This window comes from Streptomyces sp. NBC_01264 (assembly GCF_026340675.1).
In the GTDB taxonomy this organism is placed as follows: Bacteria; Actinomycetota; Actinomycetes; order Streptomycetales; family Streptomycetaceae; genus Streptomyces.
Genome location: NZ_JAPEOX010000001.1, coordinates 4688178 through 4712111 on the forward strand (window position 1 = coordinate 4688178; position 23934 = coordinate 4712111).

The 23934-nt window shown below is 71.0% G+C and carries 25 protein-coding genes; 14 read left to right on the forward strand and 11 right to left on the reverse strand.

Annotation, left to right across the window (positions count from 1 at the left end; all coding sequences use genetic code 11):
- Positions 1 to 53 precede the first annotated feature (53 nt).
- A complete protein-coding gene (locus tag OG435_RS21735) occupies positions 54 to 623 on the reverse strand; it encodes a TetR/AcrR family transcriptional regulator (protein ID WP_266878885.1) in 570 nt (189 codons plus the stop codon).
- Between the two features lie 124 nt (positions 624 to 747).
- On the opposite strand from OG435_RS21735, the gene OG435_RS21740 reads away from it, so the two are divergent.
- On the forward strand, positions 748 to 1545 hold the full coding sequence (locus OG435_RS21740; protein WP_266878887.1) for an alpha/beta fold hydrolase: 798 nt from the start codon (positions 748 to 750) through the stop codon (positions 1543 to 1545).
- A gap of 69 nt (positions 1546 to 1614) precedes the next feature.
- Here OG435_RS21740 and OG435_RS21745 read toward each other — a convergent pair whose 3' ends face one another.
- Positions 1615 to 3438 (reverse strand): bifunctional metallophosphatase/5'-nucleotidase, encoded by a 1824-nt coding sequence (locus tag OG435_RS21745; RefSeq protein WP_266878889.1) that lies wholly within the window; start codon positions 3436 to 3438, stop codon positions 1615 to 1617.
- 169 nt (positions 3439 to 3607) lie between these two features.
- Between OG435_RS21745 and mshD the strand changes: the two genes are divergently transcribed.
- Positions 3608 to 4552: a mycothiol synthase gene (gene mshD / locus OG435_RS21750; protein ID WP_266878891.1), complete on the forward strand. Its 945-nt coding sequence runs from the start codon at positions 3608 to 3610 to the stop codon at positions 4550 to 4552.
- A 68-nt stretch (positions 4553 to 4620) separates the two neighbouring features.
- Here the strand turns inward: mshD and OG435_RS21755 are convergent, their stop codons facing one another.
- Positions 4621 to 4962 (reverse strand): hypothetical protein, encoded by a 342-nt coding sequence (locus OG435_RS21755; protein WP_266878893.1) that lies wholly within the window; start codon positions 4960 to 4962, stop codon positions 4621 to 4623.
- A gap of 396 nt (positions 4963 to 5358) precedes the next feature.
- Here OG435_RS21755 and OG435_RS21760 point away from each other — a divergent pair, with 396 nt between their 5' ends.
- From OG435_RS21760 to pstB, 6 genes are all read left to right on the forward strand, one after another.
- Positions 5359 to 7689, forward strand: coding sequence for an RNA degradosome polyphosphate kinase (locus OG435_RS21760; RefSeq protein ID WP_266878895.1), 2331 nt, complete (start codon positions 5359 to 5361; stop codon positions 7687 to 7689).
- Entirely contained in the window at positions 7670 to 8626 is a 957-nt protein-coding gene (locus OG435_RS21765; RefSeq protein ID WP_266878897.1) for a CHAD domain-containing protein, read from the forward strand. Before OG435_RS21760 ends, OG435_RS21765 begins: the two co-directional genes overlap by 20 nt.
- A 303-nt stretch (positions 8627 to 8929) precedes the next feature.
- Positions 8930 to 10066 carry a phosphate ABC transporter substrate-binding protein PstS gene (gene pstS, locus OG435_RS21770; protein WP_266878899.1) on the forward strand — a complete coding sequence of 379 codons (1137 nt, stop codon included), beginning with the start codon at positions 8930 to 8932 and terminating at the stop codon, positions 10064 to 10066.
- A 132-nt stretch (positions 10067 to 10198) separates the two neighbouring features.
- Positions 10199 to 11188: a phosphate ABC transporter permease subunit PstC gene (gene pstC, locus OG435_RS21775; protein WP_266878900.1), complete on the forward strand. Its 990-nt coding sequence runs from the start codon at positions 10199 to 10201 to the stop codon at positions 11186 to 11188.
- Positions 11188 to 12270, forward strand: coding sequence for a phosphate ABC transporter permease PstA (pstA, locus tag OG435_RS21780; protein WP_266878902.1), 1083 nt, complete (start codon positions 11188 to 11190; stop codon positions 12268 to 12270). Before pstC ends, pstA begins: the two co-directional genes overlap by 1 nt.
- A gap of 28 nt (positions 12271 to 12298) precedes the next feature.
- A complete protein-coding gene (pstB, locus tag OG435_RS21785; RefSeq protein ID WP_266878904.1) occupies positions 12299 to 13075 on the forward strand; it encodes a phosphate ABC transporter ATP-binding protein PstB in 777 nt (258 codons plus the stop codon).
- Positions 13076 to 13800: 725 nt separating this feature from the next.
- Here the strand turns inward: pstB and OG435_RS21790 are convergent.
- Together OG435_RS21790 and OG435_RS21795 are read right to left on the reverse strand one after the other, a co-directional pair.
- Entirely contained in the window at positions 13801 to 14799 is a 999-nt protein-coding gene (locus tag OG435_RS21790; protein WP_266878906.1) for an inorganic phosphate transporter, read from the reverse strand.
- Between the two features lie 5 nt (positions 14800 to 14804).
- Positions 14805 to 15425, reverse strand: a complete 621-nt coding sequence (locus OG435_RS21795; RefSeq protein ID WP_266878908.1) for a DUF47 domain-containing protein — start codon at positions 15423 to 15425, stop codon at positions 14805 to 14807.
- 194 nt (positions 15426 to 15619) lie between these two features.
- Between OG435_RS21795 and OG435_RS21800 the strand changes: the two genes are divergently transcribed.
- Positions 15620 to 16015 carry a metal-sensitive transcriptional regulator gene (locus OG435_RS21800; RefSeq protein WP_266878910.1) on the forward strand — a complete coding sequence of 132 codons (396 nt, stop codon included), beginning with the start codon at positions 15620 to 15622 and terminating at the stop codon, positions 16013 to 16015.
- Between the two features lie 36 nt (positions 16016 to 16051).
- Here OG435_RS21800 and OG435_RS21805 read toward each other — a convergent pair whose 3' ends face one another.
- A complete protein-coding gene (locus OG435_RS21805) occupies positions 16052 to 16207 on the reverse strand; it encodes a hypothetical protein (RefSeq protein ID WP_266882319.1) in 156 nt (51 codons plus the stop codon).
- A 148-nt stretch (positions 16208 to 16355) separates the two neighbouring features.
- Entirely contained in the window at positions 16356 to 17207 is an 852-nt protein-coding gene (locus OG435_RS21810; RefSeq protein WP_266878912.1) for a hypothetical protein, read from the reverse strand.
- 190 nt (positions 17208 to 17397) lie between these two features.
- Here OG435_RS21810 and OG435_RS21815 point away from each other — a divergent pair, with 190 nt between their 5' ends.
- Positions 17398 to 17577 carry a hypothetical protein gene (locus OG435_RS21815; protein ID WP_266878914.1) on the forward strand — a complete coding sequence of 60 codons (180 nt, stop codon included), beginning with the start codon at positions 17398 to 17400 and terminating at the stop codon, positions 17575 to 17577.
- A gap of 118 nt (positions 17578 to 17695) precedes the next feature.
- Positions 17696 to 17929 carry a hypothetical protein gene (locus OG435_RS21820; protein ID WP_266878916.1) on the forward strand — a complete coding sequence of 78 codons (234 nt, stop codon included), beginning with the start codon at positions 17696 to 17698 and terminating at the stop codon, positions 17927 to 17929.
- 159 nt (positions 17930 to 18088) lie between these two features.
- Here the strand turns inward: OG435_RS21820 and OG435_RS21825 are convergent, their stop codons facing one another.
- From OG435_RS21825 to OG435_RS21840, 4 genes are all read right to left on the reverse strand, one after another.
- The gene (locus OG435_RS21825; RefSeq protein WP_266878918.1) at positions 18089 to 18802 is read right to left on the reverse strand and encodes a phosphatase PAP2 family protein; all 714 of its coding nucleotides are present in this window, start codon (positions 18800 to 18802) and stop codon (positions 18089 to 18091) included.
- Positions 18803 to 19015: 213 nt separating this feature from the next.
- Positions 19016 to 20035 carry an NlpC/P60 family protein gene (locus tag OG435_RS21830; RefSeq protein ID WP_323187862.1) on the reverse strand — a complete coding sequence of 340 codons (1020 nt, stop codon included), beginning with the start codon at positions 20033 to 20035 and terminating at the stop codon, positions 19016 to 19018.
- Between the two features lie 171 nt (positions 20036 to 20206).
- Positions 20207 to 21019: a thioesterase family protein gene (locus OG435_RS21835; RefSeq protein WP_266878922.1), complete on the reverse strand. Its 813-nt coding sequence runs from the start codon at positions 21017 to 21019 to the stop codon at positions 20207 to 20209.
- A 120-nt stretch (positions 21020 to 21139) separates the two neighbouring features.
- The gene (locus tag OG435_RS21840) at positions 21140 to 21748 is read right to left on the reverse strand and encodes a LysE family translocator (RefSeq protein WP_250744626.1); all 609 of its coding nucleotides are present in this window, start codon (positions 21746 to 21748) and stop codon (positions 21140 to 21142) included.
- Positions 21749 to 21947: 199 nt separating this feature from the next.
- Here OG435_RS21840 and OG435_RS21845 point away from each other — a divergent pair, with 199 nt between their 5' ends.
- From OG435_RS21845 to OG435_RS21855, 3 genes are all read left to right on the forward strand, one after another.
- Complete coding sequence (locus tag OG435_RS21845; protein WP_266881972.1) at positions 21948 to 22769, forward strand: pentapeptide repeat-containing protein; 822 nt, start codon at positions 21948 to 21950, stop codon at positions 22767 to 22769.
- 179 nt (positions 22770 to 22948) lie between these two features.
- The gene (locus OG435_RS21850) at positions 22949 to 23254 is read left to right on the forward strand and encodes a hypothetical protein (RefSeq protein ID WP_266878925.1); all 306 of its coding nucleotides are present in this window, start codon (positions 22949 to 22951) and stop codon (positions 23252 to 23254) included.
- 371 nt (positions 23255 to 23625) lie between these two features.
- A complete protein-coding gene (locus OG435_RS21855; RefSeq protein WP_008742356.1) occupies positions 23626 to 23934 on the forward strand; it encodes a hypothetical protein in 309 nt (102 codons plus the stop codon).

Here is a 23934-nt window from a genome sequence, read left to right on the forward strand (position 1 = left end):
TGGTGGCCCGGATTATGGCGTGCGGAGCCATGCATTACTACCCACGGGTAGCGTCAGCTTTCGAGCAACTCCGCCATCAGGCGCAGGCCTTGGGCGAGGGACCGGCCGTCCGGAGCGTGCTCCGGGTCGGTCAGGCACTGCACCATGACCCCGGTCAGCAGCGCGATGTGCACCGATCCGAGGCTCCGTACGTCCTCCTCCGCGACCTCCTCGACGGGGACCCCGCGCAACTGCGCGGCCACCATGCGCCGGTTGCGGCGCTGCCCCTCGGCCAGGATCTCGAGGAGCTCCGGTGAGGACTGCGCGTGCACGAAGGCCTCGACGGAGGCGGCCCAGAGCCAGCGCGTCTCGCCGAAGTCCCGGATCTTGCGGTCCCAGGTGTCGGCGTAACGCTCCCGCGCGGTGTCACCCTCCCCGGTGAGCCGGCCCGCCCCCGCGGCCCACTCGTCCATGGCCGCGAACAGCGCCTGGTTGAGCAGCACCTCGCGGGTGCCGAAGTGGTAGCCGATCGCGGCCATGCTCACCTGCGCCGCCGAGGCGATGTCGCGCACGGTCGTCCGGAGGTAGCCCTTCTCCTCCAGGCAGCGCCTGGCTCCGGCCAGCAGGTCCTCGCGATTTCCCATGCCCGGATCGTATCCGCGCCCCAGATTTGGGCAAGCGCGCTACACAGCCGTATTGCGCACTTGCCCAAGTCCTGACAGGCTGAACTCACGCCCACCGACCAGCACACACGGGGAGAGCAACGCCATGCACCACGAGCCGAAGCGCCACGAGCTGAAGATCGACGACCGCGCCCTGTCCTACCTGGACTTCGGCGGGCCCGGCCGCCCGCTGCTCGCCCTGCACGGCGGGCTCTCCGAGGCCGCCCACTTCACCGCCCTCGCCGCCGACCTCGGCGAGCAGTGGCGGGTCATCGCCCCCGACCAGCGCGGGCACGGCGACTCCGGCCTCGCCTCCGAGTACAGCCGCGCGGGGTACGCCGCCGACGCCGCCGCCCTGCTGGAACACCTCGCTCCGGGCGGCCCCGTACCCGTCCTCGGCTTCTCCCTCGGCGGGGTCAACGCCTACCACCTGGCCGCCGCCCGGCCCGACCTGGTCGCCGCCCTGATCAACGTCGACGCCCCGGTGGAGAGCCCACGCCAGGACGCCCTGTCCTTCTGGGACTTCCTGCACGACCTCCCGTACGCCGCACCCACCCGCGAGGAACTCCTCGCCGCCCTCGGCCCGCTCGCCGAGGGGACCGGGCCCTTCCTGCGCCCGCTTGCGGACGACACCGGCTGGCGGCTGCCGTTCGACCCCGCGGCCACCCTGGCCACCCTCGCAGGGGACGACAGCTCGCGCTGGGACGTCTGGCTCGCGAGCACCTGCCCGGCGCTGCTCGTCCACGGGCTGCGCAGCGACGTGATCTCCCGGGAGCTGGCCGACGCGATGGTCGCCCGGCGTCCCGGGACCTCGTACGCCGGCCTGGACACCGAGCACTTCGTGCCCTTCCAGGACCCGAAGGGCTTCGCCAAGGCCGTCGGCGCCTTCCTGGACACCCTGTAGAGGACACCCGACAACGCCGAAGGGGGCGGCGGGCCGATGGCCCGCCGCCCCCTTCAGAGGCAGGTGCTGCTACTTGATGACCGTGATCCGGTCCGCCACCGGCGGGGCCAGCGGCGCGGCCGCCGAGGAGTGCCCGCTCAGGTAGGCGTTGAAGACGTCCAGGTCGGACGCGCCGACCAGCTTGTTCTTGTGCTCCTTCAGGACGGTGAAACCGTCACCGCCGCCCGCGAGGAACTCGTTCATCGCGACGCGGTAGGTCTTGGCCGGGTCGAGCGCCGCACCGTTCAGCTTCACCGAGTCCACGACGATGCGGTCCGCGCCCGCCTTCGTGGTGTCCAGGGTGTAGGAGAAGCCCTTGGAGATCTGCAGGATCTTCGGGTTCGGCCCGTTGACCGCACCGCTGACCTGCTGCTGAAGCATGGTGATCAGCTGGGCGCCGGTCAGGTCCACCACGTTCATCATGTTCGTGAACGGCTGGACCGTGTACGACTCGCCGTACGTCACCACCCCGTCGCCCTCGGCGCCGGCGGCCTTGTAGGCCAGGTCCGCGCGGATGCCGCCCGGGTTCATGACGGCGAGCTGGGCGCCGCCCTTGGCCGCCGGGGCCAGGGCCTCCAGCTGCGCGTCGGCGATCACGTCACCGAGCGGCTTCTCGAACTCCGCCGAGCCGCGGCCCGCGATGTCGCCCGAGATGTAGCCCATCGGACGGTTCGCGATCGGGGCGGCCAGCGCGTTCCAGCGCTGGATGAGCGCGGTCAGGTCCGGGGCCTTGGGCTGGTCCCGGTCGACGACCTTCTGGACCACCAGCGGCGAGGCGATCGGCGTACGGACGATGTCCTTGGTCGCGCGATCGTACTTCAGCGTGGTGTCCGTGAACAGCCGGCCGTACGAGGCGGCCGAGGTGACCGTGCGCGGATTGCCCGCCGGGTCGGGGATGTTGCACGCGTACGCCTGGTGCGTGTGACCGGTCACCAGGGCGTCGACCTTCGGCGAGACGTTCTTCGCGATGTCGACGATGGCCCCGGAGATGCCGGCGCCGGCACCGGGCACGTTGCAGTCGTAGTTGTACGCGCCGCTCGCGGGCAGGCCGCCCTCGTGGATCAGCGCCACGATCGACTTCACGCCCTGCTTGTTCAGCTCGTCGGCGTACTTGTTGATCGTCTCGACCTCGTCGCCGAACTTGAGGCCCTTGACCCCGTCGGCGGTCACGACGTCCGGCGTGCCCTCCAGGGTGACGCCGATGAAGCCGATCTTCACGTCCCCCTTCTTCCAGATGAAGGTGGGGTTCATCATCGGACGCTTGGTCTTCTCGTCGACCACGTTCGCGGCGAGGTACTTGAAGTCGGCGCCGCCGAACTCCTTGCCGTACTCGAAGCAGCCCTCGACCGGGTGGCAGCCGCCGTACTGCATGCGGCGCAGCTCGGTCTTGCCCTCGTCGAACTCGTGGTTCCCGACGCTGCTCACGTCCAGGTCGAGGTCGTTGAGCGCCTCGATGGCCGGCTCGTCGTGGAAGAGGCCCGACACCATCGGGCTGGCGCCGATCATGTCGCCGGCCGCGGCGGTGACGGAGTACTTGTGGCCCTTGCGGGCCTCGCGCAGGCCGGTGGCGAGGTACTCGACACCGCCCGCCGGTATGGCCTTGGTGGTGCCGTCGGCCTGACGCTCGGTCACGGTGCCCGAGGAGCCCTGCGGGGGCTCCAGCGTGCCGTGGAGGTCGTTGAACGACAGCATCTGCACGTCGACGGTACGGCCGTGGTCGTGGCCGTAACCGTCACCACTCGCAGCTCCGGCCGGAAGGGCGGCGGCGATCATCGCACCGCCGGCCGTGGCCACGGCGAGGGCGGTGAGGGCCAACCGGCGGTTTCGGCGGTGCCGTTGTGGCGTCGCTGACATTTGGTCCCCTTTGCGGACAGCGATACATCTTGGGAGGTCTGCCGCAGCCTAGAGTCAACGCGCGTAGCGCGACAGGGGGTACCTGGTATCGAGCTGGTTACACGCAGACGACGAGGACCCGTCCGGGCCGCACCCCACCCGGCCCCACCGGGGTCGTAGGCTCGGTTCCATGACTGACGACGCAGCAGTGGTCCTGGAGCCGGGACGGCAGATCCAGACCCTCGACGAACTGACGGACGAACAGGCCGACGCCGTTCTCGCCCTGATCGAGGACGCGGCCCGCACCGACGGCACCACCGCCGTGTCCGAGCAGGGCCGGCTCCAGCTGCGCGGCGGAGCCAGGGAGGGGATCCGTCACTTCCTCCTCACCGCCGACGGACGGCTCGCCGGATACGGGCAACTGGAGGACACCGACCCGGTGGAGGCCCCCGCCGCCGAGCTCGTGGTCCACCCCGCGCTGCGCGGGCGCGGGCACGGGCGGACGCTGGGCACCGCCCTGCTGGCCGCCTCGGGCAAGCGGATCCGGGTGTGGGCGCACGGCGGCAAGTCAGCGGCCCGGCACCTCGCGCAGGTGCTCGGCCTGACCCTGTTCCGCGAACTGCGCCAGCTCCGCCGCCCGCTCGGCGTGTCCACCGACACGGACACGGCCCCCCTGCCGGAGGCCGTCCTGCCCGCCGGCGTGACCGTACGCACCTTCGTGCCCGGCTCCGACGACGCCGCCTGGCTGGCCCTCAACGCGGCGGCCTTCGCCCACCACCCCGAGCAGGGCTCGCTCACGCAGCGGGACCTGAACGACCGCATCGCGCAGCCCTGGTTCGACGCCGCGGGCTTCTTCCTCGCGGAGCGGGACGGCGAACTGATCGGCTTCCACTGGACGAAGGTGCACGCCGAGCAGCAGCTCGGCGAGGTCTACGTCCTCGGAGTGCGCCCCGGCGCGCAGGGCGGCGGCCTCGGCAAGGCCCTCACGGCGATCGGGCTGCGCCACCTGGCCGGGGCGGGCCTGCCCACGGCGATGCTCTACGTGGACGCCGACAACCCGGCGGCCCTGGCCGTGTACGAAGGCCTCGGCTTCTCCACCCACGAGGTGGACCTGATGTACCGCACGGAGAGCTGACCGGCACCCTGCCGCCCCGCCCCCGCCCCGCCCCCGGCCGGAGGCGGGGGGGGGCGGCCGGGGCACTTCTACTTGGCGCCCAGCTCGCAGGCGCTCTCCGCGGTCCCCTTGGTCACCCCGGCCCCCTCGGTCAGACCGGACACGCATTCGTCCTGGGCACCGCCCAGCGCGATGAGGCAGGACCCGCGGACGGACGCCGGGGCTCCACCGCCTTTCAGCTCCCGCTCGACCTGGTTGATGCAGGCCGAGACATCCGCGGGGGCCGCGTGAACGGCCGGAGCCGCCAGGGACGCGCCACCGAGGACGAGGGTCAGACCGGCGAGGACACCGGCGATACGGGTCGACGTACGCAGGGGACGTACCTGCTCTCCGGGATCGCCGCGGCCCGGAACCTGGACGTACCGGACCACGCGGCCGCGGGAACGGCACCGAGCGCGGGCGGCCGACGTGACGGCCGCGGGCCCCGCACCGGACCGGACCGGACTCGGCAGGGCGTTCCCTCCCTCCTCCGACGCTAGACCAGCCCCGTACCGCACGCACCCGCTGATCCGGCCGGCGCGGCCGGCGCGGCCGGCGCGGCCGGCGCGGCCGGCGGCACGGGGCGCAGCCCGGGGCGCGGGGCGCGGCCGCGGCTCCCCGCGCCCCCGGTCGGCATCAGCCGACCCCCGCCCGGACCCTGGAAGCCATACGCCATTAACCGGGCATTAATGCGCGGTCGCGAAGCTGACGGCATGCAGCCCCGACTCCGACTGACGGCCGACCCGTCCGACGCGCCTGTCCTTCCGCGAACGCGGAAGAATGGAGTCATGAGCCACAAGCCCAGCGCAGCCCCCTCCGAGGTCCCCACCCAGCAGCCGCCGAACAAGTTCGCGTCCCCCTCCGCGCCATCGGCCGCCGACGTCTCCGCGGCCACCGCCGCGCGCGCCGCCACGCCCGAGGCGGTGGCCGCGCGCGCGGCCACCGGCGCCCACGCCCGCCTGGGGTCCATAGCCGCCCACCGCCCGCACGTCGATCTGGAACCGGATCTCGACGCGGACCTGGACGCCTACGACGAGAAGGACACCGGCGAGCTGCCCGCGGGCCGCTTCCTCGACCGGGAGCGCAGCTGGCTCGCCTTCAACGAGCGCGTCCTGGAGCTCGCCGAGGACCCCGCGACGCCCCTGCTGGAGCGCGCGAACTTCCTGGCGATCTTCGCGAGCAACCTCGACGAGTTCTTCATGGTCCGCGTCGCCGGCCTCAAGCGCCGCATCGCGACCGGCGTCGCCACCCGTTCGGCCTCAGGCCTGCAGCCCCGTGAGGTGCTGGACCAGATCTGGACCCGCTCGCGCGAGCTCATGGCCCGCCACGCCGCCTGTTTCCAGCAGGACATCTCCCCCCAGCTCGCCGAGGAGGGCGTCCACCTCATCCGGTGGCCCGACCTCACGGAGAAGGAGCAGGCGCGCCTCTTCACCCTGTTCCGCAACCAGATCTTCCCGGTGCTCACCCCGCTGGCCGTGGACCCCGCGCACCCGTTCCCGTACATCTCCGGGCTCTCCCTGAACCTGGCCGTGGTCGTACGCAATCCCGTCAGCGGCCACCGCCACTTCGCCCGCGTCAAGGTCCCGCCGCTCCTGTCCCGCTTCCTGGAGGCCTCCCCGCAGCGCTACGTCCCGCTGGAGGACGTGATCGCCGCGCACCTGGAGGAGCTGTTCCCCGGCATGGAGGTGCTCGCGCACCACATGTTCCGCGTGACCCGCAACGAGGACCTCGAAGTGGAGGAGGACGACGCGGAGAACCTCCTCCAGGCCCTGGAGAAGGAGCTCATGCGGCGCCGCTTCGGCCCGCCGGTGCGCCTGGAGGTCGAGGAGTCCATCGACCCCGGGGTCCTGGACCTGCTCGTGCAGGAGCTGAAGGTCAACCCGTCCGAGGTGTACCCGCTCCCCGGTCCCCTCGACCTCACGGCCCTCTTCGGGATCGCCTCCCTGGACCGCCCGGAGCTGAAGTTCAAGAAGTTCGTCGCCGGCACGCACCGCGACCTCGCCGAGGTCGAGTCCGCGTCCGCGCCCGACATCTTCGCCGCGCTGCGCGAACGCGACGTGCTCCTGCACCACCCGTACGACTCCTTCTCCACCTCCGTGCAGGCCTTCCTGGAGCAGGCGGCCGCCGACCCGGACGTCCTCGCGATCAAGCAGACGCTGTACCGGACCTCCGGCGACTCCCCGATCGTGGACGCCCTGATCGACGCCGCCGAAGCCGGCAAGCAGGTCCTCGTACTCGTCGAGATCAAGGCCCGCTTCGACGAGCAGGCCAACATCAAGTGGGCCCGCAAGCTGGAGGAATCCGGCTGCCACGTGGTCTACGGCCTCGTCGGCCTCAAGACCCACTGCAAGCTGTCGCTCGTCGTCCGCCAGGAGGGCGACACGCTGCGCCGCTACTCCCACGTCGGCACCGGCAACTACCACCCCAAGACGGCACGGCTCTACGAGGACCTCGGCCTGCTCACCGCCGACCCGCAGGTCGGCGCCGACCTCTCCGACCTCTTCAACCGGCTGTCCGGCTACTCGCGCCGCGAGACCTACCGCCGGCTGCTGGTGGCCCCGCGCTCGCTGCGCGACGGCCTGATCGCCCGGATCGACAAGGAGGCGGCGCACCACAAGGCGGGCCGCCCCGCGTACGTCCGCCTCAAGATGAACTCGATCGTCGACGAGGCACTGATCGACTCCCTCTACCGGGCCTCGCAGGCGGGCGTGCCCATCGACATCTGGGTCCGCGGCATCTGCGCGATCCGCCCCGGTGTCCCCGGGCTCTCGGACAACATCCGGGTCCGCTCGATCCTCGGCCGCTTCCTGGAGCACTCCCGGGTCTTCGCCTTCGGCAACGGCGGCGAACCCGAGGTGTACATAGGCAGCGCCGACATGATGCACCGCAACCTCGACCGCCGTATCGAGGCACTGGTCCGGGTCGCCGACCCGGCCCACCGCGCGGCACTGGACCGGCTGCTGGAAACCGGTATGTCCGACGCCACCACCTCCTGGCACCTGGGCCCGGACGGCGAATGGACCCGGCACAGCACCGACAGCGAGGGCCAGCCGCTGCGGCACGTTCAGGAGATGCTCATTGACGCCCGGAGGCGCCGGCGTGGCTCAGCCAAACCATGACCTGACCGCGACGACGGCAGGCACCGTGCTCGGTACGTACCTGCGCGCGCAGGCCACCGCGTTCCTGCGGGGCCTGCGCCTGCACGAGGAGGGCGCGGCGAACGGGGGCGCCGACAGCAGCGAGGCGGCGCGCAGCCTGCGGGGGGCTGCGCGCCGGATCTCCTGCTCCCTGTCCACGTTCAGGGCGGTGGCGGATTCCTCCTGGGCTGATTCGCTGCGCACCGAGCTGGTCTGGCTCTCGACGACACTGGCCGACGAGCACGCGTACGCGGCCCGGCTGCTCCGGCTGATGGACGCCCTCCAGCGGCTGTCGGGAAGCCCCGAGGTACCGGCCCCCCGGGGCACCGCGGGCGCGCTGACCGTGGGCTCGGCCCGCGCGGGCGCCCTGCTGGAGCGCCAGCTCACCCTGGCCCGGACCCGGGCGCACTCCGCGACCCTGCAGGCGCTGGGTTCCTCCCGGTTCCACGCGGTCGCGGACGCGGTGGCGGTCCTGGCCTCCGAGGTCCCGCTGGACCCCGTGGCGGCCCGCGGCCGGGTGGACGACGTCCTGGTACCCCTGGCCGAGGTGGCTCATTCCCGCCTGTCCACCGCGGTGCACTCCCTCCCGGCCCCCTCGCCCTCGCACCCGTACGACGCGGACCACGACAGCGCCTGGAACGAGGTACGCCGCCTGCTGCGCGTCCACCGCTACGCCCAGGAGGCCCTGGGCGGCGACGTGGCCCGGCTGACGGTCGCGGGCGAGGCCCTGACCCGCCACCGCGACGCCGCGGAAGCGGCCACCGCCTCGGCCACGGCGGCCCGCACCCCCCGCATCGCCCCGGCGACGGCGTACGCCCTGGGCGTCCTGCACGCGGACCAGCGCCACGAGGTCGAAGCCTCCCGCGCCACCTTCCAGCACCTGTGGCAACCGGCCGATTCCAGCCACGCCGGGGTGTGACGGCGCCGGTCCGGGGGCAATGGCACCGGCGCGCCCCGCTGCGGTCACGCAACGGTAACGGCGGGGTAACGGGAGATGACGCCGGATGCCGAAACCGGCCGGACGCACCACCCCGTCCGCCACGGTTCACCATCCGTTCACTTACCCCGGTCGGCCACTTCACCTGATCTGCCTAACTTCGGAGATGCAGGGAGCGAGTCACCGCGAAGGCGGACGATTCCTCCGAGCAACCGACGTAGTCCTCTTCGCACGCCGCCCCGATACAGAAAGCGGCCGGCGGCTTCTGGAAGGAAACACCCGAAAGTGAAGCTTCAGCGCAAGAACATGCTTCGTGCCTCTGCCCTCGGGGCGCTCGTCGTGTCCGGCGCCCTGGTCCTCACGGCGTGCGGCTCGGACGACAACACCAAGAACGACACCGGCGCCTCGGGCAAGCCGACCGTCGCCGCGGGTGACATCAAGTGCGACGACGCCAAGGGCAAGCTCCTCGCCTCGGGCTCCTCCGCGCAGAAGAACGCGATCGACCTCTGGGTGAAGGCGTACATGGCCGCCTGCCCCGGCGTCGAGGTGAACTACAAGTCCTCCTCCTCCGGTGAGGGCATCGTCGCCTTCAACCAGGGCACCGTCGGCTTCGCCGGTTCGGACTCCGCGCTGAAGCCCGAGGCCGTCGAAGAGTCGAAGAAGATCTGCACCGGCGGCCAGGGCATCGACCTGCCGATGGTCGGCGGCCCCATCGCCATCGGCTTCAACGTCGCCGGCGTGGACAAGCTGACGCTGGACGCCCCCACGATCGCCAGCATCTTCAACGACAAGATCAAGAAGTGGGACGACGAGGCGATCAAGAAGCTGAACCCCGGCGTCACGCTTCCCGCCACCCCCATCCAGCACTTCCACCGCTCCGAGGACTCGGGCACCACCGAGAACCTCGGCAAGTACCTCAAGGCCGCCGCTCCCGAGGCCTGGACGTACGAAGCCGCGAAGAAGTGGCCGGCCCCGGGTGGCCTCGGCGCCTCCGGCTCCTCCGGTGTCGCCTCGCAGGTCAAGGCCGTTGACGGCGCGATCGGCTACTTCGAGCTCTCCTACGCCTCCGCGCAGAGCATCAAGACGGTCGACCTGAACACGGGCGCCGCCGCTCCGGTCAAGGCCTCCTCCGAGACCGCCTCCAAGGCCATCGCCGCCGCCAAGATCTCCGGCACCGGCGACGACCTGGCGCTCAAGCTCGACTACGCCACCAAGGCCGAGGGTGCTTACCCGATCGTCCTGGTGACCTACGAGGTCGTCTGCGACAAGGGCAACAAGGCCGAGACGCTCCCGACCGTGAAGTCCTTCCTGAACTACACCGCTTCGGACGCCGGCCAGAAGGTCCTCTCCGAGAACGGCTACGCGCCGATCCCGGCCGAGATCAACGCCAAGGTCCGCGAAGTCATCGCGAAGCTCTCCTAATACAGACCCCCGGGACCACCGGTCCGCTCCCCCCGTCCGGGGGGCGGACCGGCCCGGGGACCCTCCCCTCCACCCAGGGGATCCGGTGCACCGCCGCCAGGGGGCCTGCCCCCCATCCAGACCGGAAAGATCATGGCTTCCACCACACCCACCCAGATAGACACGGCTCCGCCTGTCTCCAAGAGCACGAGGTCCACCGGCCGCGCCGGTGACAAGATCTTCGCCGGCCTCTCCAAGGGCTCCGGCATCCTGCTCCTGGTGATCATGGCGTCGATCGCCATCTTCCTCACCTACCGTGCCTCGATCGCACTGTCGAAGAACGAGGGCAACTTCCTCACCACCTTCGACTGGAACGCGTCGGCCAACCCTCCCGTCTTCGGCATCGCCGTCCTGCTCTTCGGCACCGTCGTCAGCTCGATCATCGCGATGGCCATCGCGGTTCCGATCGCCGTCGGCATCGCCCTCTTCATCTCGCACTACGCGCCGCGCAAGCTGGCCGCCCCCCTCGCCTACGTGGTCGACCTGCTGGCCGCCGTGCCGTCGATCATCTACGGCATCTGGGGCGCCCTCTTCCTCGTCCCGCAGCTCGCCGGCCTGAACCTCTGGCTCGACGAGTACATGGGCTGGACCTACGTCTTCGACAAGACCCAGGTCGGCGTCGCGCGCTCGCTCTTCACCGTCGGCATCCTGCTCGCGATCATGATCCTGCCGATCGTGACCAGCGTCAGCCGCGAGGTCTTCCTGCAGGTCCCGCGCATGAACGAGGAGGCCGCACTGGCCCTCGGCGCGACCCGCTGGGAAGTCATCCGGATGTCGGTCCTGCCCTTCGGCCGCTCCGGAGTCATCTCCGCCTCGATGCTCGGCCTCGGCCGCGCGCTCGGCGAGACGATGGCCGTCGCGACCGTCCTCTCCCCGAGCTTCCTGATCTCCGGCCACATCCTGGACCCGGGCGGCGGCACGTTCGCGCAGAACATCGCCGCGAAGTTCGACGAGGCCAACGAGTTCGGCCGCGACGCCCTGATCGCCTCCGGTCTCGTGCTCTTCCTGCTCACCCTGCTGGTCAACGGCGCAGCCCGGCTGATCATCGCCCGTCGCAAGGACTTCTCGGGGGCGAACGCCTGATGAGCCACGCACTCCAGGACCAGCGCCCCTCCCGGGCCGCCAAGTCCGCCGCTCCCAGCAGCCTGACGCAGGGCCACCTGCCCCGCTGGGCCCCGGCCGGCATCGCCGTCCTCTCGGTCGCCCTCGGCTCAGGCCTCGGCGCAGCCTTCGGCCTCCACAGCAAGATCCAGTGGGGTCTGCTGGCAGCCGTCCTCTTCGTGGTCATCACGTACACGGCCAGCTCGATCGTCGAGAACCGCCGCCAGGCCAAGGACCGGGTCGCGACCTCCGTGGTCTGGGTCTGCTTCGTCCTCGCCCTCATCCCGCTGCTCTCGCTGCTGTGGACGACCATCAGCCGCGGCATGAAGGTCGTCGACGGGGACTTCATCAGCCACTCGATGAACGGCGTGACCAGCTTCGAGCCCGGCGGCGGCGTCTACCACGCCCTGCTCGGCACCATCGAGCAGGTCGCCCTGGCCACCGCGATCTCGGCCCCCATCGGCCTGCTGACCGCCGTCTACCTGGTCGAGTACGGCAAGGGCTCGCTCGCCAGGGCCGTCACCTTCTTCGTCGACGTCATGACCGGCATCCCCTCCATCGTCGCGGGCCTGTTCATCCTGACGACGTGGACCCTGACGCTCGACATGGGCCCCTCCGGCTTCGCCGGATCCCTGGCCCTGTCGATCCTGATGATGCCCGTCGTGGTCCGCTCCACCGAGGAGATGCTCAAGCTCGTCCCCAACGAGCTGCGCGAGGCCGCGCTCGCCCTCGGTGTGCCGAAGTGGCGCGTGATCCTCAAGGTCGTGATCCCCACGGCCATCGGCGGCATCGCCACCGGCGTGATGCTGGCCGTGGCCCGCATCGCGGGTGAGACCGCCCCGATCATGCTGCTGGTCTTCGGTACCCAGCTGATCAACAACAACCCCTTCGAAGGCGCACAGTCCTCGCTCCCCCTGTACATCTGGGAGCAGTACAAGGTCGGCAGTGAAGCCTCCTACGACCGGGCCTGGGGCGCAGCCCTCGTCCTGATCGCCTTCGTCATGATCCTCAATCTGGTGGCTCGCGGCATCGCCCGCTGGAAGGCCCCCAAGACCGGTCGCTGACGCGACCACTGAAAGCGAAGTGACCACCATGGCGAAGCGAATCGACGTCAGCGGACTGTCCGCCTTCTACGGCACCCACAAGGCCATCGACGACATCTCGATGACCGTGGAGCCCCGCTCCGTGACGGCCTTCATCGGCCCCTCCGGCTGCGGCAAGTCCACCTTCCTGCGCACCCTGAACCGCATGCACGAGGTCACCCCCGGTGGCCGCGTCGAGGGCAAAGTGCTGCTGGACGACGAGAACCTGTACGGCCCCGGCGTGGACCCGGTCGCGGTCCGCCGCACGGTCGGCATGGTCTTCCAGCGCCCGAACCCCTTCCCCACCATGTCGATCTTCGACAACGTGGCGGCGGGCCTGCGCCTCAACGGCTCCTTCAGGAAGTCCGAACTCTCGGACATCGTGGAGAAGTCCCTCCAGGGCGCCAACCTCTGGAACGAGGTCAAGGACCGCCTGAACAAGCCCGGCTCCGGCCTCTCCGGCGGCCAGCAGCAGCGCCTGTGCATCGCCCGCGCCATCGCGGTCGAGCCCCAGGTCCTCCTGATGGACGAGCCCTGCTCGGCCCTCGACCCGATCTCCACCCTCGCCATCGAGGACCTGATCGGCGAGCTCAAGGAGCGCTTCACGATCGTCATCGTGACGCACAACATGCAGCAGGCGGCGCGCGTCTCCGACCGCACGGCCTTCTTCAACCTCTCCGCGGTCGGCCAGCCCGGCAAGCTGATCGAGATCGACGACACGGACCGGATCTTCTCGAACCCGTCCGTGCAGGCGACCGAGGACTACATCTCGGGCCGCTTCGGCTAAACCGGGATGTTCGCAAGCGTCCTGCGGTGCTGCATGGCGGTGCCACCGCAAGGCGAAAGAAAGAAAAAGGGCCGGTTCCCCCTGGGTGGGGGGAACCGGCCCGCTTCTTTTCCCCGGCCCGGCACACCCACCCCGCCGCACGACCCGGATCACACCAACCCTGTCCCCCGCTCGTCGGCCATACGCACGCCAGCAACAAGTTGCGTACCGGATACGGCCCTTGGGGCCGCACCCGGACACCGGGGGGATCCTTTCGGCTACGCGGACCTGGCCGGCCTGCGCTTCGACAAGCAGCAGCTGATCAGCCGCGCCACCCCCGGCATCCCTGGCGAGCCGGCCGCCTCCGAGGTCGGCTGGGGCCGGGCATCCGCCCACGGCGACCTGAACGCCGACGGCTACGAGGACCTGGCGGTCATCACCAGCGGGCAGATCCTGTCACCGTCGCCGACACCGACCAGGACGGGGACGCCGACATCCTCATCGGCGCCCGCGACGAGACGGGCACGGACCCCGAGGCCACGCTCCGGTCCGGCGCCGTCACCATCCTGCGCGGCAGCCCGACCGGCGACCTCGGCGGCCCCACCGGCTCCGCCAGCTTCGGAATCCACCTCGTCGGCTGACCCGAGCCGCCCGCCCCACACACCAGTGCGCCCCGCCGGATCAGCCGATCCGGCGGGGCGCACTGTGTTCACGTACGACACGTACGACGCGTACGACGCGTGCGGTCACACGAAGGCGAGGTTGACCACCCAGAAGCTGAGCGCCGCGACCAGCGCCGCGGCCGGCATCGTGATGAACCAGCCCAGGATGATGTTCTTGGCGACGCCCCAGCGGACCGCGTTCACCCGCTTGGTCGCGCCCACACCCATGATCGCCGAGGTGATCACGTGGGTGGTGGAGATCGGCGCGTGGAAGAGGAACGCCGAGCCGAACATGATCGAGGCACCGGTGGTCTCCGCCGCGAAGCCCTGCGGCGGGTCCAGCTCGATGATCTTGCGGCCGAGGGTGCGCATGATGCGCCAGCCGCCCGCGTACGTACCCAGCGAGAGCATCACGGCGCACGCGATCTTGACCCAGACCGGGATCTCGTCGCCGGCACTGTTCACGTCGGCGATGACCAGGGCCATCATCACGATGCCCATGGTCTTCTGCGCGTCCTGCAGACCGTGGCCGAGGGCCATGCCGGCCGCCGACACCGTCTGCGCGATGCGGAAACCGCGCTTGGCCTTGTGCGGGTTGGCCCGGCGGAACATCCACAGGATGGCGACCATCACCAGGTAACCGACCACGAGGCCGACCACCGGCGAGACGAACATCGGGATGACGACCTTGTCGACCACTCCCGACCAGAGCACCTCCGTACCGCCCGCCAGCGCCGCGCCCACCATGCCGCCGAACAGCGCGTGCGAGGAGGACGAGGGCAGGCCGAAGTACCAGGTGATCAGGTTCCACACGATCGCGCCGACGAGCGCCGCGAAGAGGATCCACATGCCCCGGTTGCCGTGGGGCGTCTCGATCAGGCCCTCGCTCACCGTCTTGGCGACCCCGCTGCCGAGGAAGGCACCGGCGAGGTTCATGACCGCGGCCATCGCCAGCGCGGCGCGCGGGGTCAGCGCACGGGTCGAGACCGAGGTCGCGATCGCGTTCGCGGAGTCGTGAAAACCATTCGTATACGTAAAGCCGAGCGCGACACCGATGGTCACGATCAGAGCGAAGGTGTCCACGAGGTTCAGGACTCCTTGACCGCGATGGTCTCCACCGTGTTCGCGACGTGCTCGAACGCGTCGGCCGCCTCTTCGAGCACGTCGACGATCTGCTTGAGCTTCAGCACTTCGATGGCGTCGTACTTGCCGTTGAAGAGCTGGGCGAGCAGCTTGCGGTGGATCTGGTCGGCCTGGTTCTCCAGGCGGTTGACCTCGATCCAGTACTCGGTCAGGTTCTCCATCGTGCGCAGGTGGGGCATGGCCTCGGCGGTCAGCTCGGCCGCGCGCGCCAGTACCTCGATCTGCTGCTCGACACCCTTGGGAAGCTCCTCCACGTTGTAGAGGACGACCAGGTCGACCGCCTCCTCCATGAAGTCCATGATGTCGTCGAGGCAGGACGCCAGGTTGTAGATGTCCTCGCGGTCGAACGGCGTAATGAAGGAGGAGTTGAGCTGGTGGAAGATCGCGTGGGTCGCGTCGTCTCCCGCGTGCTCCGCTGCCCGCATCCGCTCCGCGATCTCGACCCGGGCGGAGGAGTCCGCTCCGAGCAGTTCCATGAGGAGCTTCGAGCCCGTGACGATGTTGTCCGCGGATGCGGCGAACATGTCGTAGAAGCTCGTCTCCCTGGGGGTCAGACGAAATCGCACGTGAGGTCCTCGGGGTGCATTGGATTCGGTCAGGCTGATGCTAGGCGCATCCCCCGGCCACGGCTAACCGGCAGTTCCCCAGTGTCCTCCATCAGGCAGAGTGAGGACGACGGGCCCCTGCCCCTGCGGCCGGGGGCCGGTACCCTATACCCATGAGGGGTATAGGTCCCCCATTCCGGACCACGGGAGGACGCATGACTGCCATCCAGGCGGAGGGCTCCGGAGCCACCACCGACACGGACGCGGAAGCGGAAGCGGTGACGGACGCGGTGACGGACGTGCCCGGTACGGACCCGGGCGCCGGCGCGGTGCACGGCTACCACCACCAGAAGGACGAGCACCTCAAGCGCCTGCGCCGGATCGAGGGCCAGATCCGGGGACTCCAGCGCCTCGTCGACGAGGACGTCTACTGCATCGACATACTCACCCAGGTCTCGGCGAGCACGAAGGCGCTCCAGTCCTTCGCGCTCCAGCTCCTGGAGGAGCACCTGCGGCACTGCGTCGCCGACGCGGCCCTCAAGGGCGGGGGAGAGATCGACGCCAAGGTCGAGGAAGCGACGAAGGCGATCGCCCGGCTGCTGCGCACCTGACCGGTACGCGGGAGGGACGGACCCGGGGGACAGGGGTCAGCCGGACCACACGGCCATCAGCACCTCGTCGATCCGGTCCTGGCTGAGCCTCTCCTCGGCCACGGCGGACGCCGCGATGATCAACTCTCCGCACAGCTCGATCTCGGCGAGAGCCACGAGGTCCTGCACCGTCGAACCGCCTGCGGGAGTCACGCGTGTCACCTCAATCTGCCGTCGTCCGGTCGCCGGCGCTCGGCTTCTCAGCGTAGGGAGCGCGCGGCGCGGCGCGCATGACACGGATGGACCATTTCCGGCTACCCGCCCATGGCCCGATCGCGCCGCCCCCGGGGGCTCCGGCCGGCTAATCGGCGATCTTCCCGGCGTAAATGTCCCCTTCGGCCGGCAATACGACGGTGACCGGGGTCCCGAAGCCGTAGAGCAGGGTGGTGGAGGACACATCGATCACGCCATCGTTGACGTAGGTGAAGCGGTGGCGGACCTTCCGCAGCAGTCCCTCGGAGTCCAGGTAGGCGTCGAACGGCACCGCGTCCTTGCCGAACCCTTTCGCCGCGGCCTCCAGCGCCCCCTTCACCGCCGGTGAGGCCTGCGCCGCGGCCCGCGCGATGTCGGTCGTACCCCGGTAGTGCCGCACCTTGGTCCCGGCCACCTCGGTCTCGCCCACGTACGTCACCTCCTGCGCCCCGCGCAGCAGCTCCGCGGCGGCCATCGGGTCGGTGGCCCCGCCGGTGACGAGGTTCCCGTCGGCCAGGGCCGTCGTGTCGACGCGGACCCACTTGTCGTCGGGGACGCCCGCGCCCCGGTTCTTCATGTAGAGCGCGCCGGGCACCAGCAGCTCGGTGATCGGCCGGTGCTCCGCCTTGCCCTTGGCGTCGTCGGGGAGCATGACCAGCAGCTGCCCCATCCGGTTCTTGAAGTCGACCCCGCCCTCGCCCCGGATCGTGACCCGGGTGCCGCCCGTGGCCATCTCCATGGCCGTACGGGCCTGCGCGCTCCCGGTCCTGGCGAGCGCGTCGGCGGCTGCGCGGACCGTCGCCACCGGGTCGCCCGGGGCCCGGCCCTCGCCCGGGGCCCGGGCGTCGTCGCCCGCGACGGCGTCGCCGCCGCACCCGCTCAACGCCGCCACCGTCAGGGCCAGGCCGACCGCGGCCGCAGCCCGACCCGCGCGCCCTCGCCTGTGCTGGTGCACCACCATCGCCTGCCAACCCCCAACGCGTGACCGCTCTATGCCCGAGGCCCCACCCGCTCCGCTTAACGAGGTCCCGGGCCTCCCGTCACGGCCGCGCCCGCGACGCCCCGGGCCGGTGCCCCGCCCGCTCCGGGCCCGGTACCGTGGTGGAGTGGAACCGCACACCGAAGCGACTCTCGTCCCTCCGCTTGCCTCAGTGCCGCTGCCCCGCGACCCCGGCGCCGACCCGGCGCCGCCACCATCCACCGATCACTCCACGAGCACCTCCGAGCGGGGCGCCTTCAGCCTGGCCGCCTGTACGTGCGGCTGGCGCGGCCCGGCCCGCCGCTCCCGCGACCTGGCCCGCAAGGACGCCAGGGGCCACGCCCCGGAGTAGCCCTCCCTGGTGTAGCCCTATCCGGAGTGGCCCTACCCGGAGTGGCCCGCCCCTCCCGCGATCGCCCGATCGGACGGCCCGGCTGGCCGACGCGCCCGGGAGCGGTTGCCCTTGACTCATGCCCGGACCCGCGCCCCGACTCGCCGCCCTCCTCTGGGCCCTGCTGATCGCGTTCGCCCCGGCCACCCCGGCCCGGGCCAGCCCCGTGGGCACGGCCGACGGGCCCGGCGACGTCGCCCTGGCCATCGGCGTCACCACCGCCGCGGCCACCGCCACCGGCCTGTGGCTGCGCTCCCGCTACCGGCGCTCCGACGCGGACACGGACGCCACGGACCACGGCGGCGATCCGTGACCCCGCCCCCGCGTCCCCGCCCGGCCGCGGTCCGCGTCTGTTTCGGGGCCGCGGCGCTGTGCCTGCTGGCGGCCGTGGTGCTGAGCGTCTGGGACTCGTACGGCATCGGCTGACGCCGCGGACACCGTCCGGATCACCGGCCCCGGCCCCGGCACCACGTCAGGCGGCGAGGTCGCTCTCCTGCTCGCGCGCCGACGGCCCGGCCGCCGCGAGGTCCACCGGGCGGGCCACCACGCGCTCGCGCGCCCGGACCAGTACGCCGAGGCGCGGGGACCGGGCCACGGCCCGTACCACCGGGGTCAGCAGCGCCATCGCGAGCGGCGCGAGCAGCAGCACCACCGCCGTGCCGAGAGCGAGCCCGCCGATGACGTCGGTCGGGTAGTGCAAGCCCATGTAGATCCGCGTGAACCCCTCCGCCAGAGCCAGCCCGATCCCGATGGAGCCGATCCTGCGGTGGGCGACGAACAGGCCGACGCCGAGCGCCATCGCGAGCGTCGCGTGGTCGCTGACGAACGAGAAGGCGCTGTGGCCGAGCCCGGCGCCGGGCTCCAGCACCTCGACTCCGCCGTGCTGCGCGGCCGGCCGCGGCCGGCCCACGAACTCCCGCAGCGGAATGTTGAGGAGCAGCGCGGCCGAGGCGGCCAGCGGGGCCCACACGAGTGCGGTGAAGGTCTCGACGGCGGCGGTCTCGTCCTGCCGGCGCGCTCCGCGCCAGCACCACAGCACCAGGAGCACGAGGGCCAGCAGGATCCCGTACTCGCCGAGTACCGCGACCGTCCGGTCCAGCCAGCCGGGGGCCTGCCGCGCCAGTCCGTTGATCTCGTACAGCAGGCTTACATCCACGTTCGGCCCACCGGTTGTGAGTCCAGCCATGGTGATGCGGCCCCTTGCCCTTGCCTTGGTACCCGTACGGCCGCACGCCTGTGTGCGGCCCTTCGCCCCCCGGTGATCAATCCGGCGCTTCCACTCGTCCTGCCCCCAGTGACCATGGAACGCCCGTTCTGGCGGCTACGTTCCGCTCTCCACCGAATGATCACCCCAACGTTATCGAAGAGTGACTCATCGTTGCAGCTCAGGGCCTTGGCTTCACGCTGCGTTGCCGACGGCCTCGCGCCGGGGCAGGGCCTCCGCCCCGTCCTTCGTCACCCGCGTCGCGCCGAAGTAGTCGGGCGTGTCGATCTTGTCGAAGCGGATCACGGCCCCGGTGAACGGGGCGTTGATCATGTACCCGCCGCCTACATAGAGCCCGACGTGCCGGATCTCCCGGGAGTTCGTCAGATCGTCGGAGAAGAACACCAGGTCCCCCGGCAGGAGTTCCGCGCGCGAGGGGTGCGGACCGGCGTTGTACTGGTCGTTCGCCACGCGCGGCAGATCGACCCCCACCGACTCGTACGCGGCCTTGGTCAGCCCCGAGCAGTCGAACCGCCCGCCCTGCTCGGGCGTACCGTTGCCGCCCCACAGGTACGGGGTCCCCAACTGCTTCTGCGCGAAGTAGATCGCCCCGGCGGCCTGCTGCGAGGGCGCGACCCGTCCGACGGGGGCCTCGAAGCTCTTGGCCAGGGTCGTGATCGTCTTCACGTACCCCTGGGTCTCGCGGTACGGCGGGACGCCCCCGTACTGCTTCACCGCGCCGGGACCCGCGTTGTAGGCGGCCAGCATGTTCTTCACCGCGTCCCCGGGCACCTTGGACACGTACCGCGCCAGCGCGCAGTCGTAGGAAGCGGCCGACGGGATCGCGTCGTTCGGGTCCCAGATGTCACGGTCCCCGTCGCCGTCCCCGTCGATGCCCTGCGTCGCCCACGTGCCCGGGATGAACTGCGCGATGCCCCGCGCGTCGGCCGGGCTCACCGCGCCCGGGTTCCAGCCGCTCTCCGAGTAGAGCTGGGCGGCCAGCAGGGCCGGGGTGAGCGTCGGGCAGAGGTTGCCCCACTTCTGCACGAGGGACTGGTACTTCCCCGGCACGGCACCCTTCGCGAGCCCGGAGGCCCGCCCGCCGGCGCCGGTCGCGATGCCCGCGGCCGCCGAGTACGTACCGATCACGAGCAGGGCGAGAAAGCACAGGCATGCCCCGAAGCTGATTCCACCGACCACCCAGAGTCTGCGCACCCGCCAACCTTCCCCCATCGAACGGCTTTTCCCGGCGTTCCCGCCACCTCGTGTCGAATCATCCCGCCGGGGAAGCGGTACAGGAACCGCCGCACCCGGGGCACTTGGAGCACACACCCCGGCGGACGGGTGAACTCATATGACGATACGAAGTACTTCGGCCCCCCTCCCCTACCCCCTCGGGGCCACGAAGAGGCTCTGCGCGCTCCGCCCGATCGGTCCCTTCTCGTCGTGCAGCCGCGCGTCCGCCAGCCCGATGCCCGCCGCGTCCACGCTCGTACGGGCCTCCACGCACACCCATTCACCGGCCGGATGGCGGTGCAGGTGCACCGTGAGGTCACCGTTGACGAAGAGGTACCGGCCGAAGTCCACGACGGCGCTGATGCCGTTGCCGGAGTCCGCCGCGACCAGGACCCGGTCCAGGGGCCGGGGCTCCTCCCCGGCGACGAGCGGCACCTTCATCCGCATCCAGCAGGCCCCGGGACCGAGCTCGACGAACGCTCCCCGCGTGAACCGGGTCTCCATCGCCGAGTGGTAGCCCTTCTCCCACGGCACCGGGAAGAACGGCGCCGGCCCCACCTCCCCGGGCGGCGGCAGTTCCGGCGCGGGCACGACGGAGGGTACGGAGTCCTCCGCCACCCGGATCCGCAGCGCCCGCGCCAGCATCACGGGCGCGGCCCCGGCGGGCGCGAGCGCGGCCTCGACCACCTCGGTGCCCCGGCCGGCCCGCAGCACACTGGTCGTCAGCTCCAACGGGCCGATCGGCACCGGGCGCAGGATCTCGTACGTGATCCGGGCGATCCGCATGTCGGCGCGCCCGCCGGGCCGTTCCTCGATAGCCCGCCCGAGCAGCGCGGCCGGCGGGCCGGCGTGCTGCGAGCCGGGATCCCACGGGCCGCGCGTATAACCGCTCGCCAGGAACCTCCCGGCGTCGATCCGCTCGTAGAACCCGTCCACATCGCTGACACCACTCTCGGCACCCATGGCGAACACGCTACCGACCGGTAATGCGCGATCGCCAGCCCCATCGCCCCCGGGCCACTGCCCCGGTACCGACCGGCCCCTCCGGCCGGCCCGCCCCACCGGCCCGCGGAGCTCCATCGCTCAGCGGGCGAAGCCCAGGCCCACCCCGAGCCCCACCAGGACCGAGCCGATGGCCCGGTTCAGCGCCTTCTGCGCCTTCAGCATCCGGTCGCGCAGACGGGAGTTGGAGAAGAACAGCGCGACCGCCCCGAACCAGCCCAGGTGCGCCGCCGACATGAACAGCCCGTACCCGGCCTGCTGCCACACCGGGGTCCCCGGCCCGACCACCTGCGTGAAGGTGGACACGACGAACAGCGTGGTCTTCGGGTTGAGCACGTTGGTCAGGAAACCGCTCCGAAGCGCCCCGAACGGCGTCAGCCCGCCCTTCTCCTCCAGGTCCACGGCCACCTCGGTCCGCGCCCGGAAGGTCCGGATCCCGATCCACACCAGGTACGCGGCGCCCGCGAGCTTGATCACCGTGAACAGTTCGGCGGAGGAGGCGATCAGCAGACCGACCCCGAGCATCGTGTAGGAGACGTGGACCAGCACCCCGGCCGCGACCCCGGCGGCCGCGAACAGTCCGGTGGGCCGCCCGTAGAGGTAGCTGTTGCGCACGACCATGGCGAAATCCGCGCCGGGACTGATGACGGCGAGAAAGGTGATGACGGCTACTGCGATCACTTCGGTCATACGGCGATGCTCCCCGGACCCGCCCACGACGATCAAGGGCTTTCGGCTTCCCCGGCACCCGCCCCGGCCACCCGGCGACCACCCAACTCCCCCACGGGGAGACAATGGGGACGTGCCCACGCCTCAGCCCGCCGGCCCTGCCGACCCCACCGGCCCTGCCGACCCCGCCCGCACCGGCGCCGCCGCCCCGCTCCCCCTCCTGCGAGCGGACTGCGCCAACTGCTTCGCCCTCTGCTGCGTCGCCCTGCCCTTCTCCAAATCCACCGACTTCGCCATGACCAAGCCCGCCGGCACCCCCTGCAAGAACCTCCGCCAGGACTTCGGCTGCGGCATCCACACCGGACTGCGCGACAAGGGCTTCCAGGGCTGCACCGTCTTCGACTGCTTCGGCGCCGGCCAGCAGGTCTCGCAGGTCACCTTCGGCGGCCGGGACTGGCGCACCCACCCCGCCACCGCGGCCACGATGTTCACGGTCTTCCCGGCCATGCGGAACCTGCACGAGCTCCTCTTCCACCTCACCGAGGCCCTCACCCTCACCGAGGCCCTCACCGTCCCCGCCGCACGCCCCCTCCACACACAGCTGCACACCGCCCTGGCCGACACCACCCGGTGGACCGGGGCCGGCCCGGAGACCCTCGCGGAATTCGACATCACCCCGCTGCGCCAGAAAGCGAACGCCCTCCTCCTCGAAACCAGCGAGCTCGTACGGGCCAAGGTGCCGGGCCGCAAGAAGAACCACCGCGGCGCCGACCTGATGGGCGCCCGCCTCCCCGGCGCGAACCTGCGCGGCGCCAACCTCCGCGGCGCCTACCTGATCGCCGCCGACCTCAAGGGCGCCGACCTGCGCACGGCCGACCTGATCGGCGCGGACTTCCGCGACACCGACCTGCGCGACGCGGACCTCACGGACGCCCTCTTCCTCACGCAGCCCCAGCTGAACGCGGCCCGGGGCAACCCCGCGACCCGCATTCCGCCCTCCCTCACCCGCCCCGCGCACTGGACGGACCGCCCCGGCGACTGACGACGGGCGCACACCGGACCCACGCGCGCCCCCGGCGCCCCCACACGCCCCTCCACTGGTGTCACCATCCGCAGCACACCCCCTACGGTGAGCCACACAACCGGAAGAAGATCGTCCGCCCACCCGCCGGCACCGCCGCCGACCGCGACGACGACTGTCCCCCTGGAGGCTCCCCCACCATGCGACGACCGACCACGCCCCCCGGCCCCCTCCGCTCCCTCGGCACCCTCGCGGCCGCCACCCTCCTCGCCCTCTCCGTCGGCGGCTCCGCGCACGCGTCCTCGGGCGAAGTGGTCATCAACGGCAGCCCGGTCCACGACCCGTCCGGCTGCATCCTGCACAACGGCCCCGCCGCGGTCACGAACCACACCGACAGCCCCGTCTTCATCACCAGCGGCCGCTGGTGCACCGGGGCGGTCATCGGCGTCATCCACTCCGGCGAGACCCGCTTCGCCCCGTTCGCCTCGAACATCTACGTCCCGTAGCCCGGGCACCCTGCCGGTGCCGCACCCGACTCGCACCCCGGGCGCGACACCGGCGGGAAGGCCGGGAACGCCCTACCGCGCCCACCCCCATTGCGCCAAACGGCGCGGCCCTGCCCGGACCACCACCGCACCGAGACGACAATCATTGCCCGCGGTCACCCCTCGTGATACACAGAGTGACCATACGTTCTTTCCCCCACACGCCGCCCGACCCCAGGTCAGGACACACGGACGACACCCGGGGCGACAGATCGGGTAAAGAGAGCAGTCAAGTCGACATCCGACGGCGGTTTCATCAGGGAAGATAGGGCGTGACCCCTGCCGTCCGGGCACGGGCTACCGGAACTACCCATACAGGGGCGGTGAGTTACATGATCCTGGCAGCCGAAAAGGGCGACATCACCACCATCATCGGCGGAATCGCCCCGAACTGGGGGCCGTTCGGCAGTCTCGGCAACGAGGCGAAGGTCATGATCGAGGTGGTCATGGCCGTGGCGATCCTGCTCTGCCTCGGCATCGCCATCTGGGGCGCCGCCAAGCAGCGCATCGGCGCGACCGCACTGCGCGACACCTTCAGCGCGGAACAGGGCAAGGGCCTCATCGTGGCCGGCCTGACGGGCGTCTTCATCATCGGCTCACTGGGCACCCTCTTCACGATCGTCTACGGAATGGCCGTCTAG

Coding starts and splice junctions, on each gene's coding strand:
- OG435_RS21735 (WP_266878885.1), bottom strand. CDS start 623: ATGGGAAATCGCGAGGACCTGCTGGCCGGAGCCAGGCGCTGCCTGGAG.
- OG435_RS21740 (WP_266878887.1), top strand. CDS start 748: ATGCACCACGAGCCGAAGCGCCACGAGCTGAAGATCGACGACCGCGCC.
- OG435_RS21745 (WP_266878889.1), bottom strand. CDS start 3,438: ATGTCAGCGACGCCACAACGGCACCGCCGAAACCGCCGGTTGGCCCTC.
- mshD (WP_266878891.1), top strand. CDS start 3,608: ATGACTGACGACGCAGCAGTGGTCCTGGAGCCGGGACGGCAGATCCAG.
- OG435_RS21760 (WP_266878895.1), top strand. CDS start 5,359: ATGAGCCACAAGCCCAGCGCAGCCCCCTCCGAGGTCCCCACCCAGCAG.
- pstC (WP_266878900.1), top strand. CDS start 10,199: ATGGCTTCCACCACACCCACCCAGATAGACACGGCTCCGCCTGTCTCC.
- pstA (WP_266878902.1), top strand. CDS start 11,188: ATGAGCCACGCACTCCAGGACCAGCGCCCCTCCCGGGCCGCCAAGTCC.
- pstB (WP_266878904.1), top strand. CDS start 12,299: ATGGCGAAGCGAATCGACGTCAGCGGACTGTCCGCCTTCTACGGCACC.
- OG435_RS21800 (WP_266878910.1), top strand. CDS start 15,620: ATGACTGCCATCCAGGCGGAGGGCTCCGGAGCCACCACCGACACGGAC.
- OG435_RS21810 (WP_266878912.1), bottom strand. CDS start 17,207: ATGGTGGTGCACCAGCACAGGCGAGGGCGCGCGGGTCGGGCTGCGGCC.
- OG435_RS21820 (WP_266878916.1), top strand. CDS start 17,696: ATGCCCGGACCCGCGCCCCGACTCGCCGCCCTCCTCTGGGCCCTGCTG.
- OG435_RS21825 (WP_266878918.1), bottom strand. CDS start 18,802: ATGGCTGGACTCACAACCGGTGGGCCGAACGTGGATGTAAGCCTGCTG.
- OG435_RS21835 (WP_266878922.1), bottom strand. CDS start 21,019: ATGGGTGCCGAGAGTGGTGTCAGCGATGTGGACGGGTTCTACGAGCGG.
- OG435_RS21840 (WP_250744626.1), bottom strand. CDS start 21,748: ATGACCGAAGTGATCGCAGTAGCCGTCATCACCTTTCTCGCCGTCATC.
- OG435_RS21850 (WP_266878925.1), top strand. CDS start 22,949: ATGCGACGACCGACCACGCCCCCCGGCCCCCTCCGCTCCCTCGGCACC.
- OG435_RS21855 (WP_008742356.1), top strand. CDS start 23,626: ATGATCCTGGCAGCCGAAAAGGGCGACATCACCACCATCATCGGCGGA.